This is a genomic window from Paenibacillus sp. FSL K6-2393, from assembly GCF_038002545.1.
Classification (GTDB): Bacteria; Bacillota; Bacilli; order Paenibacillales; family Paenibacillaceae; genus Paenibacillus.
Window position 1 is genome coordinate 973,917 of sequence record NZ_JBBOCU010000001.1, and the last position, 12,964, is coordinate 986,880.

At 46.3% G+C, this 12,964-nt stretch carries 13 protein-coding genes; 11 read left to right on the plus strand and 2 right to left on the minus strand.

All coding sequences use genetic code 11. The features are described 5' to 3' along the window. The first annotated feature begins 133 nt into the window (after positions 1-133). A complete protein-coding gene (locus tag MHI14_RS04100; RefSeq protein WP_133387221.1) occupies positions 134-1,756 on the plus strand; it encodes a copper amine oxidase N-terminal domain-containing protein in 1,623 nt (540 codons plus the stop codon). A 62-nt stretch (positions 1,757-1,818) separates the two neighbouring features. Here the strand turns inward: MHI14_RS04100 and MHI14_RS04105 are convergent, their stop codons facing one another. Next, on the minus strand, positions 1,819-2,451 hold the full coding sequence (locus MHI14_RS04105) for a nitroreductase family protein (protein ID WP_105601928.1): 633 nt from the start codon (positions 2,449-2,451) through the stop codon (positions 1,819-1,821). Positions 2,452-2,576: 125 nt separating this feature from the next. Between MHI14_RS04105 and MHI14_RS04110 the strand changes: the two genes are divergently transcribed. The 10 genes from MHI14_RS04110 to MHI14_RS04155 all read left to right on the plus strand — a co-directional run bounded on the left by MHI14_RS04110 (position 2,577) and on the right by MHI14_RS04155 (position 11,995). Then, positions 2,577-2,927, plus strand: coding sequence for a winged helix-turn-helix transcriptional regulator (locus tag MHI14_RS04110; RefSeq protein ID WP_091038462.1), 351 nt, complete (start codon positions 2,577-2,579; stop codon positions 2,925-2,927). Between the two features lie 127 nt (positions 2,928-3,054). Further along, positions 3,055-3,504: a disulfide oxidoreductase gene (locus tag MHI14_RS04115; protein ID WP_124118173.1), complete on the plus strand. Its 450-nt coding sequence runs from the start codon at positions 3,055-3,057 to the stop codon at positions 3,502-3,504. 43 nt (positions 3,505-3,547) lie between these two features. Further along, positions 3,548-3,967 (plus strand): FixH family protein, encoded by a 420-nt coding sequence (locus tag MHI14_RS04120; protein WP_181155600.1) that lies wholly within the window; start codon positions 3,548-3,550, stop codon positions 3,965-3,967. A gap of 92 nt (positions 3,968-4,059) precedes the next feature. Then, the gene (locus tag MHI14_RS04125) at positions 4,060-5,040 is read left to right on the plus strand and encodes a LacI family DNA-binding transcriptional regulator (RefSeq protein WP_091038467.1); all 981 of its coding nucleotides are present in this window, start codon (positions 4,060-4,062) and stop codon (positions 5,038-5,040) included. Positions 5,041-5,200: 160 nt separating this feature from the next. Next, positions 5,201-6,526 (plus strand): ABC transporter substrate-binding protein, encoded by a 1,326-nt coding sequence (locus tag MHI14_RS04130; RefSeq protein WP_091038468.1) that lies wholly within the window; start codon positions 5,201-5,203, stop codon positions 6,524-6,526. Positions 6,527-6,672: 146 nt separating this feature from the next. Next, positions 6,673-7,557, plus strand: coding sequence for a carbohydrate ABC transporter permease (locus tag MHI14_RS04135; protein ID WP_076319689.1), 885 nt, complete (start codon positions 6,673-6,675; stop codon positions 7,555-7,557). Next, positions 7,557-8,384 carry a carbohydrate ABC transporter permease gene (locus tag MHI14_RS04140; RefSeq protein WP_091038600.1) on the plus strand — a complete coding sequence of 276 codons (828 nt, stop codon included), beginning with the start codon at positions 7,557-7,559 and terminating at the stop codon, positions 8,382-8,384. The genes MHI14_RS04135 and MHI14_RS04140 overlap by 1 nt, the downstream gene beginning before the upstream one ends. A gap of 42 nt (positions 8,385-8,426) precedes the next feature. Then, positions 8,427-9,986, plus strand: a complete 1,560-nt coding sequence (locus MHI14_RS04145) for a glycoside hydrolase family 32 protein (protein WP_091038471.1) — start codon at positions 8,427-8,429, stop codon at positions 9,984-9,986. An 87-nt stretch (positions 9,987-10,073) separates the two neighbouring features. Continuing rightward, positions 10,074-11,567, plus strand: a complete 1,494-nt coding sequence (locus tag MHI14_RS04150; protein WP_341129924.1) for an alpha/beta hydrolase family protein — start codon at positions 10,074-10,076, stop codon at positions 11,565-11,567. A gap of 26 nt (positions 11,568-11,593) precedes the next feature. Next, the gene (locus MHI14_RS04155; RefSeq protein ID WP_017692184.1) at positions 11,594-11,995 is read left to right on the plus strand and encodes a MerR family transcriptional regulator; all 402 of its coding nucleotides are present in this window, start codon (positions 11,594-11,596) and stop codon (positions 11,993-11,995) included. Between the two features lie 264 nt (positions 11,996-12,259). Here the strand turns inward: MHI14_RS04155 and MHI14_RS04160 are convergent, their stop codons facing one another. Further along, entirely contained in the window at positions 12,260-12,937 is a 678-nt protein-coding gene (locus MHI14_RS04160) for a succinylglutamate desuccinylase/aspartoacylase family protein (protein ID WP_133387184.1), read from the minus strand. Between the last annotated feature and the right edge of the window lie 27 nt (positions 12,938-12,964).

Below are 12,964 nucleotides of genomic sequence, written 5' to 3' on the forward strand. Positions count from 1 at the left end.
CACTGAAGGTTGCGAATTTTTTTTGCCCACAGAGTGATCCAGAATAGAGAACCCTGCGTTACACCCTATGAAGACAACGACGAGGAAAGAAATTATACACAAAACATAATCGAGGAGTGAACACGTAATGAAAATGAAAATGAAGAAGTTTATCGCACCTGTACTTAGCTTGACACTGTTGATGCCGGGGATCGCTGGAGCAGCTTCCGCACCACAGACACCAATGACAATGATGAAAGCATCCGTGAACACACCGGCGGCTGACCTGAGAGCGAACCTGGACCACCTGCTGTCCGAGCATTTTGCACTCGCAGTAACAGCAATGGCAAAAGCATATGACGGAGCAAAAGATGCAGATGCAGCTTACAAAGCACTCGACCAGAATGCACTGGATATGCAACCAGCCATCGCTTCCCTATACGGTGACGCAGGTGCCAAAGAATTCGAACGCATCTTCCGTGCTCATAACAAATACACAGATGATCTGGTGAAAGCAACCAAAATGGGCAACCAGGCTGGAATCAAACAAGCACAAGCAAACATCAACGGTTTTGTGGATGAGTTCTCCACATTCCTGAGCACAGCTACCGAAGGCAAGTTGCCAAAAGCAGCAGCCAAACAGGCGCTGCAAGTACATGAAGATCTCGTGCAAAAAGTATTCGATGAGTATGTAGCTGGAGATTACGCTGATGCATACAAGGCTTACCGTGAAGGTTTCAAAGAAATGTTCGACGTAAGTAAGGCACTCTCCACAGCCATTACTACACAAATGCCTGAGAAATTCGAAAATACCAAAGCGGATACAAAAGCAGCCGATCTGAGATCTGCACTCAACCACTTGGCTTCCGAACACTTTGCGCTTTCGGCTCTGCAAATGCAAGAGGAATTTGATGGACGTACAGCCGCTTCCAACGCACTGATTACAGCTGAAGCTGGAAACACAGCTGACTTCAAAGCAGCGATTGCTTCCGTTTACGGTAACGATGGTGCCAATGCTTTCGAGAAAATTTGGGTAACGAACCACGTTAATGCACAAAGCGACTATGTAAAAGCTGTTAAAAACAACGATGCTGCGGCTCGTGCGGCAGTAGAGAAACGTATTGATGGATTTACAACAGAGTTCGCTACATTCCTGGATTCAGCAACAGCTGGCAATCTGCCAAAAGCAGCAGGACAACAAGCGCTGACAACGCATGAAAATCAAGTACAAAACGTATTGAATCAATATGCAGCAGGTAACTATGATGCTTCTTACACAACAAATCGTGAAGGCTTCAAAGTGATGTTTGGTGTAGGTCAAGCCCTTGGTAATGCCATCGTGACTCAATTCAATGACAAATTCCAAGAGCCAGCAACACCTGCACCAGCGCCAGAAATGACAACGGTGTGGATGCAACTGAACAGCAAAATGCTGAAAATTAACGACAAAACAACCAACATGGACACCACACCAGTGCTTTGGAAAAACACAACATACATTCCACTGCGTTTCTTGAGTGAAGGTATTGGCGCAACGGTGAAATGGGACAAAAAAGCACAACAAGTAACGGTAATGGCTGGTGATGATACCCTTGAATTCTGGGTGAACAACAACGTTATGGAAGTGAACGGCGTGAAGAAAAACGTGGGTGCAACTGTATTTGTAAATAAAGATGGACGTACGCAAGTGCCTCTGCGCTTCATTGCTGAACTTCTGAACTGGGACGTGAAATGGGCACAAAAAGATGGTTCCATTACGCTGACTAAATCCATGTAATAGTAAAGTAAAATAAGATTAAAACAAAAAGAGCTGCCCCATACGGCAGCTCTTTTTGTTCATCATAAGTGGGTCAGTGTGTTTCGATACATAATTTGATGAACGGGGTGACGTACCGTTTGATGTCCATTTTTCGTACCTTTACCAAGAGCGATCAGCATGACATCCAAGTATCTATCAGAAATATTCAAGCTTGCTTTTAATCGAGCGGAATCATAACCTGACATCGTGATGGTTTCGAAACCAGCCTCATTGGCGAGCAGAATGAATGACATGGATGCTAGACTTACATCTCGGGTTAATTCCAACTTCAGCTCTTCATCGGATTTATTTGCATAGTATTGTATTGCAGCATTCGCCAGATAATCTCTGAGTGATGCATCAAAATAGCCCGACTGAAAGCCTTCTTCGTGAATGTTGATAATATTATCCGCTTCAAATGCTCGATAATCCCCTAACATGACGATCAAAGCGGAAGCATCCATCACCTGTTGTTGATTGTAAGCTATAGGTAGTAATGCGCTCCGTAAATCAGGGTCATCAATAATAAGATACCGGGTCGCTTGAATATTATTCCCATTAGGTGACTTGCTTGCAGAAGCAATGAGTGAAGTCAAAGTCTCTGGCTGTATCGTATAATTTGAATCAAAATGTCGAACGGAACGCCTTTGTTCCAAAACGGATTGTACACTCATGGGATCATCTCCATCGTTGTTATTTAGGACTCCCTTGAATTATAGTAGGCATTAACAAATGAGAAAATAACGCACAAAAAGGTGGGATAGCCACTTTAAAGTATCTATTGGGGAGGGACGGCACATTGGTTAAATATAATACCGGAATAAATATTTTCATGGATATCGCTGGCGGGAAATGGAAGTGTCTTATCCTTTTTTTTCTGAGTCAACAATCGGTTCGAACTAAGGAGTTCTATGAATTGATACCTGGAATTACACAAAAGGTCTTAACCGACCAATTGAAACAGTTGGAGAGTGATGGCCTCGTTCATAGGGAAATATTCAAGGAAGTCCCGCCAAAAGTAGAATATAGTTTAACTGATCTCGGAAGATCCTTCGTTCCGGTCTTGAACACGATGTGCGACTGGGGCAATACGTACGCAAGGACCAAAGGTATGGAGCAGGATGAACATATTCAATGTGACCATGAATGAACCCAAAAGTTCAAATATTTGGTATAATCATCGGGTAATGACCTACATAACAGCTTGAATAGCCGATGGAGTCTAGAATGAGGTATGATAATTTGGTATAAGCAAAATGAAGAGGGGGGACATAGGAATGAGTACATCATCAAAATCGGAGCGTCCAGCGAGAAATGTGGATACCCGGTTATTTGTTGCTTGGGCCGTTTCCGTTATTGCAACAGGGGGGAGTCTCTATTTCAGTGAGATTAAGGGATATCTTCCATGTGATCTATGCTGGTACCAGCGTATATTCATGTATCCACTAACCATCTTGCTGGGCATTGCCTACTTTAAGGATGACGTGGGCATCACCAAATACGTACTCCCACTTAGTTTCGTCGGTGGCGGCATTTCGTTATATCATGTAACAATCCAGCGTATTTTTTCGGCTACAGGGAATGCCGTCGCGTGCGGTAAGGTTCCATGTTATACCGACTATTTGAATTGGTTTGGTTTCATCACGATTCCATTACTGGCACTGATCGCCTTTATTATCATCATCGTGATGCTGTGGGGTATCGGCAAAACACCAAAATCTTCTTAATAAGAAAGGATAGATGGTGATGAGCGGACAAGCTCGTTGGTTCATGCCCTTCATAATTCTGCTCCTCCTGACGGTGGGATGCTCTTATGAGGAACAGTCACAATCAGGCGAGATGCCAGAGATGATTAAAGTGAAACTTGACGTTCCAGAGAAGACTTCTCTTCATAAACCAACACGGTTGCAGGTGAAGCTTACACAGGGAGATGCACCGTTAAGTCAGGCTGACCATGTGCAATTCCAGATCTGGAATGAGCTTGATGATCCGCCTTCTGTATCTCCGGAACAAGGTATGATGACAGCGGACGAACTGGAGAATCAGGGGGCTATTACTGCCAATGAGTCAGAGGAAGGGCTGTATGAAATCCAGCATACCTTTGAAGAACCAGGTACGTATGTGGTACAGGTCCATGTTACGCACGGAGCTATGCATAGCATGCCGAGAGCGAGAATTGTAGCGGAATGAAGCAATGGGCGGGTACCAAGGGTTTGGTTCAGGGTTAGCAATGGGTTTATAATGTTAAAGGTATGAAGAATGTTGTAGGAAAAGAGGGTGTTATGGCAACTATTCATGATGTTGCACTCAGGGCAGGAGTTTCTGTAACTACCGTCTCGCGTGTATTAAACAACCGGGGATATATCAGTCAGAAGACTCGGGACAAAGTGTATCAAACCATGGACGAACTGAACTATCGACCCAATGAAATTGCCCGTTCTCTTCTGCGTAAACAATCAAATGTGATAGGCTTGATTATTCCTGATGTATCCCATCCGTTTTTTGGAGAACTGGCTAGCTATGTTGAGTATCATGCTTACCAGAATGGATTTAAAATTATGTTATGCAATTCCCACATGGACCCTTCCAAAGAGCGTGAATATGTGGAAATGCTTAAGGGTAATCGCGTGGATGGCATTATTATGGGAAGTCATACACTGGAAGTTGATGAGTATATGAATCTGCATTCCCCAATCGTGACCTTTGATCGTAAGATCGGTGAAGACATCCCGTTTATCTCATCTGATAACTATCAGGGAGGGGTTATGGCTGCTGAATTGCTGCTCTCGAAGAACAGACGGAATCTGGCACATATCTGCGGTAATTTGGAATTGCAAATGCTGTCCAATCGCCGGACGACAGGTTTCGTTGATACATTGCAGGCTCATGGAGTCAAACCGGTCATGATTCATGAAACCGATCTGAATGTGTTTGATCAGCATCAGTATACGGAATTGGTGGATAAGCTACTTGCACAACACCCCGAGGTGGATGGGCTCTTTGTAACGAGTGATCTGATGGCGGTGCATGCGCTGAAGCAGATCGTGTTAGGTGGGCGCAAGGTACCCGACGATATTGCTATTATAGGTTATGATGACAGTCGTGCGGCAGCGTATACGGTGCCTGGCATTACAACGATCAGGCAGCCGGTGGAGGCCATGGCTAAACTGGCGATTGATCTGATTCGGCGCCAACTCGCGGAAGAGAAGATCGAAATGGAGCATATTTTGCCGGTTACCATCGTGGAGAGAGAGACGACCTGATACAGGTCGTTTTTTCATATTCGTCCTTTTGCAATGTAAAAATCAAGGCGCGATATTTTTTTAAAATGGTATGTCAAACGATTGACATGTCAAACCTTTGACATTATAATTCGACTTGTAAGCGTTTCCTTTTAAACTATTGATCGGGGGACATAACAAGATGAAAAGAGAACAGAGATGGATGAAATTATTGGTATTGTCATTGATTATGATGCTTGTATTGTCGGCATGTGGAAGTAAAGCAGCGACGGAGTCCAACTCCTCCTCGGAGGGGAGCAGCAGTGAGAGTGTCAAAATCACGATGCTCAATTCCAAGTCGGAAATTAACAATCAGCTGGAGCAAGCGGCTAAAGACTTCCATGCCGAAAATCCAAATATCACACTCGAAATTGTACCTGTAGGCAGTGGACAGTCTCCGTTTGAAAAAGCGTCTGCTTTGTATGCCTCCGGCAGCCCTACAACGATGATGATGCTGGACACAGGGGATGTCGAGAAATTCAAGGATCGTGTTCTGGATCTCACATCCGAGTCTTGGATGAAGGATGCTGTGGAGAACAGCACAGCGGCTACAACGTTTGATGGCAAAAATTATGCCTTCCCGTTCTCTATTGAAGGATATGGATTCATCTATAACCAGAATGTATTGGATCAGGCAGTAGGTGGGACATTCGATCCCAAGTCTGTACAGACCACTGCACAGCTTGAGGAGCTGTTCCAAAAGATTGCTGCTACTGGAAAATCACCTTTGATTGTATCTCCGATGGATTGGTCGCTTGGTGCGCATTATCTGGGGCTTGCATATGGTGGGCAGTCGGCGGACCGTGCGAAGGTGGATCAATTCATTACTGATCTGAAGGCTGGTCAAGTGGACCTTGCTTCCAACGCCGTGTTTAATGGCTTGTTAGATACATTTGATCTGATGAAAACCTACAATATTGACAAGGCTTCTCCATTGTCCGGAACTTATGAGCGTGGACCTGAGGTGCTTGGCAAGGGTGAGGTTGGCATCTGGTTCCAGGGCAACTGGGCATGGCCACAAATTTCAAGCTTTGATACAGCAGATGGAAATTATGGCTTCCTCCCAGTACCTGTGAGCAATAATCCGGATGATTTCGGTAATACGCAAATCTCTGCTGCTGTATCCAAACGAATATTGCTGGATAAGGAAAAGAGCACACCAGCGCAGCAGGAAGCGGCGAAGAAATTTTTGGATTGGATTGTTTATAACGAAAAAGGTCAGGATTTCCTGGTGAATCAAGCCAGTATTATTCCGGCATTCAGCAACATTACACTGGAGCCAACCGATCCGCTTGGCAAATCCATTAGTGAATACATCAAGGCAGGCAAAATCGAGGAATCAATGAGTACACTTCCTGCGGATCACTGGTCCAAACTGGGTGCATCCATGCAGAAATACTTGGCTGATGTCATTGACCGTGCCGGGCTTGCCAGCGAAATTCAGGCATACTGGAGCAATGTGAAATAAAGGAATTAATCTTAGCCCTGCGCAGCACATAGAGAGAGACTTGCGGTAGCCGGAGATGATGAATGTACAGCTTCCACATGAGGTCTGTTCAACTTGTTTCCGGCATAACCGTTAGGCTAATCATTTGGATAGAGTGGAGGTTGACAATGCTGACCGAAAAAGGATTATGGACACGTCTGCGCACCCGCCTGATCTTTACTGGCCCGACATTATTTGCGTTTGCTACAGTGATGATTATTCCATTTTTGTATGGTATTTATTTGACGTTTACGAACTGGGATGGCATTGCCATCGATCAAAGCTTTGTTGGCTGGGATAATTATATCAGTGTGTTCAAGGACACCGTGTTCTGGAAATCATTCGGGATGACGCTGGAGTACGTATTTATTACCGTTGTGCTGACCAATGCGGTTGCCTTCCTGCTCGCTTACGCTGTAACTCGGGGAATGAAGGCACAGGGCTGGTTTCGGGCCGGATTTTTCCTGCCGAATCTGGTGGGCGGAATCGTGCTTGGTTTCATCTGGCAGTTTATTTTTAATCAGGTACTCGTTTTTGCAGGACAAAAAATGAACCTTACTCTGTTTTCCACCTCCTGGCTGGCTGACCCGGATAAAGCGTTCTGGGCACTCATTGTGGTGACCGTTTGGCAGTATGCCGGCTATATGATGGTTATCTACATTGCAGGACTAATGAATGTGCCGAAGGATGTTATGGAAGCAGCCAGCATTGATGGGGCAAGTAATCGCAAAATGTTGGCGCGCATTGTATTGCCACTGATGGTTCCTTCGTTTATTGTATGCATCTTTTTGTCACTGCAACGGGGATTCATGGTGTATGATCTGAACGTCTCCCTGACCAGTGGCGGGCCCTTCAAGAGCACAGAGATGGTATCCATGCATGTTTATGAGCAGGCATTTCTTGCTCGTGACTACGGATTGGGTCAGGCAGAAGCCTTTGTTCTGTTTATCCTTGTAGCCGCCATTACATTGCTCCAGGTCTATTTCAGCAAAAAACTGGAGGTCGAGGCATGATGGCTGGACAATCACGCATTCTCAACTGGATGAAGTTTATTGCATTAATCGTTGTGATGATTTTGTTTGTATTTCCTTTTGTACTTCTGATCGTCAATTCGTTCAAGGCTAACCAGACAATTACCTCCGATCCGCTGGGCTTGCCAAGCTCCTTTCAATTCGATAATTACGTCAATGCGTTTGACAAAATGGGATATGTATCCGCCTTCAGCAATTCGTTGCTCATTACCATTGCAGGTGTATTACTGATTGCTCTTTTTGCGGCGATGACAGCACATTACTTTGTTCGTCACAAAAGCAAAATGAATCAGTATCTCTTTTTCCTGATGGTAGCTGCGATGATTATTCCGTTCCAGGCCATTATGATTCCGCTGGTTAAAATATACGGCTCGCTCAGCCTGCTGGATAACAAGTGGTCGCTGATCTACATGTATATTGGCTTTGGCAGTCCGCTTGCCGTATTTATCTACCATGGCTTTATCAAAAGTATTCCCCTGGAGCTTGAAGAAGCGGCTCTAATGGATGGCTGTGGCAGAGTGCAAACCTTTTTTCGCATCGTACTGCCGGTGTTACTGCCAACAACCGTAACCATTAGCGTGCTGAATGTATTGTGGATATGGAATGATTTTTTGCTGCCTTCCCTGGTGCTGACTTCATCCGAGCAGCGAACGTTGCCGCTGTCCACGTTTTATTTTTATGGGACATACACCGTGGATTACGGTCCATTGATGGCTGGTCTGGTGTTGACCCTGCTGCCTGTCCTGATCGTTTATCTGTTTGCGCAGAAGTACATTATTCAGGGGGTCATGCAAGGGGCTATCAAATAAGTTCAGTTGGGTGATAGAGAGAGAGACAGGAGTGAAGGACATATGAATCAGGAACGATACGAGAAGCAGGGAATAGACACAAGGCAAGAGACAGACCCCGGACTGACGAGTTCTTCGGCTCAAACGAAAGAGAGTTATACACTCGCCCGGGCCAACGCATATATCAAGGAACATCGACATCAGGTTGATCCAACCTATCGAATGGCCTATCATCTGATGCCAGAGGTGGGCTGGATGAATGACCCCAACGGCTTCATATACTTCGGTGGGATGTATCATATGTTCTATCAGCATTATCCCTACGAACCGGTATGGGGGCCGATGCACTGGGGCCATGCGGTGAGCCGTGATTTGGTTACGTGGTCTTATCTGCCTATTGCACTGGCACCTGATCAGAGCTACGACAGTGGAGGGTGTTTCTCCGGAAGTGCAATCGTGCAGGATGGCAAGTTGGTGCTGATGTACACGGGGCATGTCGTGACTGGACCCGACAAGGATAACGATTACTTGCAGACACAGAATATCGCTGTCTCGGACAATGGGATTGATTTTGTCAAAAGCGCGATGAATCCGGTTATTCGGCTGGATCAAATCCCAGCGCATACCAGTCCCAAGGACTTTCGTGATCCAAAAGTGTTTGAACGAAACGGTGTGTACTATTGCGTCCTTGGCTCGAATGATGCTGCGGGCAAAGGTGTCATTCTGTTATACCGTTCAACGGACTTGCTGGATTGGAGTTATGTTAACATTATGGCCCAGAGTGACGGGACGCTTGGTGACAATTGGGAATGTCCCGATCTGTTCACACTGGATGGCCGAGATGTGCTGATCATGTCTCCGCAGCGCATGCCTGCTCAGGGAGATAACTATCGCAACTTGCATTCGACCGTTTATATGATGGGAACGCTGGATGAAGACCAAGGTGTGCTGAAGTACGAGCAGTACGTTCCGCTGGATTGTGGCTTCGACTTTTACGCGCCCCAGACGATGGAGGATGCACAGGGACGACGAATCATGGTGGCTTGGATGGATACGTGGGAAACGGAAATCCCGACACAACAGTCTCATGCCTGGGCTGGAGCGATGACCTTGCCGAGACAACTCATTCGCAGGGGACAACGATTGATATTCCAGCCGCTTCCCGAACTTACACAGTACAGGTTGGAAGGCACCGAGCAGTATGGTATACATTTAACTGATGATGAACATGATTTTGATCTTGGAATTAGTGGAGACCGTTACGAACTGTATGCTGTATTCGAAGCGGAACAGGCACGACACTTCGGGTTGAAGCTGCGCACGGGTGAAGATGAAGAAACTGTGATTTCCTATGATGTAGAGCAGCGTCGTTTATGCTTAAATCGCGAGCAGGCCGGACAAGGGCCGGGCGGAGAACGAGCTGCGACAGTGGAACTGCTTGACGGGAAACTGGAACTTCATATTTTTATGGATGTCAGCTCCGTTGAGGTGTTCATTCAGCAGGGAGAGCAGGTAATGACAGGGCGAATATATCCTGGGCCGAACTCAACAGGTATTAAGGCTTTCTCGTCCGGAACGTGTACGTTGACCGAACTTTGCAAATGGGATATACGAATTCCTTGATAAAATGTTTTCTATAATACAGCCTTGACCTTGAAGTATACTTCAAGGTTTATTCTTTTTTTATCAAGAAATATTGGAGGCTGAATAATGAAATTAATGGAATGGATATTGGTACTTGTAACGATTGCCGCAGCGGTGTGTATACCCATGTATTCGAAGCGTCGGAAGCTCGTGGCAGGCATGTTTGCTGCCATGATATTGGCAGTGGCACTTCACGGCATATTGGATTCGTTCCGCGTGATGCTGCTGCCAACGTATCTTGTTGCAGGCATAATCTTCATCGTATTAATCATTAAGTTAGTGAAAGGGTATCGTAACAGAGTCACTGGGCAATTTGCAGAGAAGCAGAAACCGAAATGGCGTTCGTTGCTTCAACTCACGCTGGTTGGGATGCTGGCTCTGGTCTCCGGCGCCGGATCAGGACTGCTCACTTGGTATTTTCCAGCTTTTACAATGCCTGAGCCTACGGGGAAGTTTGCTATCGGTACGTTTTCTCAACAATTGGTGGATGAAACCCGTGAAGAGACGTTATCTCCCGAAAGCGGGGACAAACGGGAACTGATGATTAACGTGTGGTATCCGGTAAACCCGGAAGATGCGAAGGGGGTATCTCCTGAGTCTTACCCGTCTGAACTCGGAGAAGCAATTAGTCTGGTATTTGGCATCCCGCCTAAGGTGTTCAGCTACCTCGATACCATTCCGACACATGTGGTTAAAGGCGCAGCCATGTCAGACGCAAGCCGTTCTTATCCGGTGGTGCTGTTCTCTCCCGGTGTCCGCTCGGCCCGTTATCAGAGCATGACTGCCATTGAAGAACTCGTAAGCCATGGCTATATTGTTGTAGGTATGGATCATCCTTATACCTCAGCTCGCGTTACCTTCCCCGATGGGCGTAAAGTGTCTTATGAAGCCGGGCCTGAATTTGCAACGTCAGAAGAACTGTATCAATATAATGTGGAGGGGGTAGGTATTCGTGCAGCAGATGCACGTTTTGTACTCGACACGCTTGAACAGTGGAACCTGAATGATCCCAATCAGGTGCTGGAGGGCAGGCTTGACCTGAATCATACAGGCATGATGGGGCATTCTTATGGCGGGGCTACAACAGCCGAAGCACTCGCACAGGATGATCGTTTACGTGCAGGACTCAGTCTGGAAGGCGGATTCTGGGGATCGGTATCCACGACAGCCCTGAAACAGCCGTTTATGTATATCATGTCTGGCGAAACGGCTAAAAGCTTCGATCCGAATGCTTCAGCCAAAGATAACGTGTTCTACCCTGAGTTTGAGCCTGATCTGGATCGAGTAATGACGAGTAGTCTTAATGATACCTATTATCTGATGGTGGAGAATTTCTTCCATCAGAGCTTTACGGATATTTCATTAATCTCACCGAAACTATTTGCCAGAGGCATGACGCCAGAACATAATGTGGATATAACAAGATCCTATGCGCTGGCATTCTTTGACCGTTATCTGAAAGGGGAAGAGCAGCCATTGCTGCAAGGATCTTCAGCACAATTTCCTGAGGCCACCTATGATGCCACATATACCAAGATACGCAACGAACAAACACAATAAATCCGCAGAAGGGTGGAGGCGTAGGCATGGAAACCATGACAAGAGGAACGTTGGCTAAGCGTACTGGTGTGAGTATGGCAACCCTCCGTTATTACGAAGATAGTGGAATTCTGCCTGCTCCCCGTCGTTCCTCCAACGGATATCGGGTGTATACCGAGGATTATCTGGTCAAAATTAAGTTCATTAAGGATGCCCAGTTGCTAGGTTACTCCTTAAAAGAGATACAAGAGACCCTGCAACTGCTCAGCCAGGAAGACATGGAAAAGGATACGTTAAAAACCCTTGTACGCGAACGCATCGCTGACATTCAGAAGCATATTGATCACCTGGAACAGATGCAGATTCATCTGGCACGACTGTTGCATACACCAGAGGACGATATCGACAATTATATTCAATCGTTCAGGGTGCAAAAGAAAGAGCCGTAATCGCGGCTCTTTTCCTGTTTAGGAGAAAACAGGGCGTCGGCTAACGAGGATCAGCCTCTATTGTGGATGAGTATCTGGATGCAATATTCAAGTTTATAACTAAAAAAGACCTTTATCCACTCATGCCGCTAGACCCTGTGGGTAATAAAATACTGGAAGTCATGATGCCGAGATAAAAAAACACCACGAACAGAGAGCACCTGAGGATGTACTTCGGGCGTTCTCTGTTCGTGGTTTCTTTTCGTTCTATTTTAATGGTCTTGATCATGACATACCCGCTTCACGCAGAAAATGGTGCACAATCTTCGTCTGATACTTGATACGGGTTGAGCGTTTCAGACTCCAACAGGTCTCCACCGTGACGGAACGGGCTTGTAATAGTCTTGAAGCCGCTGTACGGGCAGATCCAGGCAATTCATGCTGCTTGAGGTTAAAATGACGATCACGAATGGCAATCGACCGATTCATCCGTTCGATAACTCTTCTGCAAGCTGGAATCGTCCGACTGCCGGGATTGGTGATCAACGTCTGTCCAAGTACTCGTGAACTCAGTTGAGACAGGCCGTTGGCTTCATGCAGATCGAGCCACCAGTCGGCCCGATGTTCACGCGCCAGCTGAAAAACTGCCGCAGCGAGCGGATGTTTGGCCTTGCCTGACATACGGCGTGGAAACGTACGATTCAGATCTGGCTTGCCTCTGATTTTCTTTGCGTAGGCTTGCTGGTTCACGCGTGGCACGATAATTAACAGCCCTCGCTGAATGGCGTGACGACCTGTCGCAATATCATCTGCGAGTTTTTGCGCAGCGGCCATACTCGCCGTTTCATTCCCGTGAACCCCGGATGTAATGAACATCACGGGTCCCGGCATCATGCCACGTACGATGAAGTAGGGAGTAGCGTGTACGCTGGATGCTAGAAGGACATGTTTGGTCACAAGCATGACGCTTCACCTCCGTTATTACAGTAC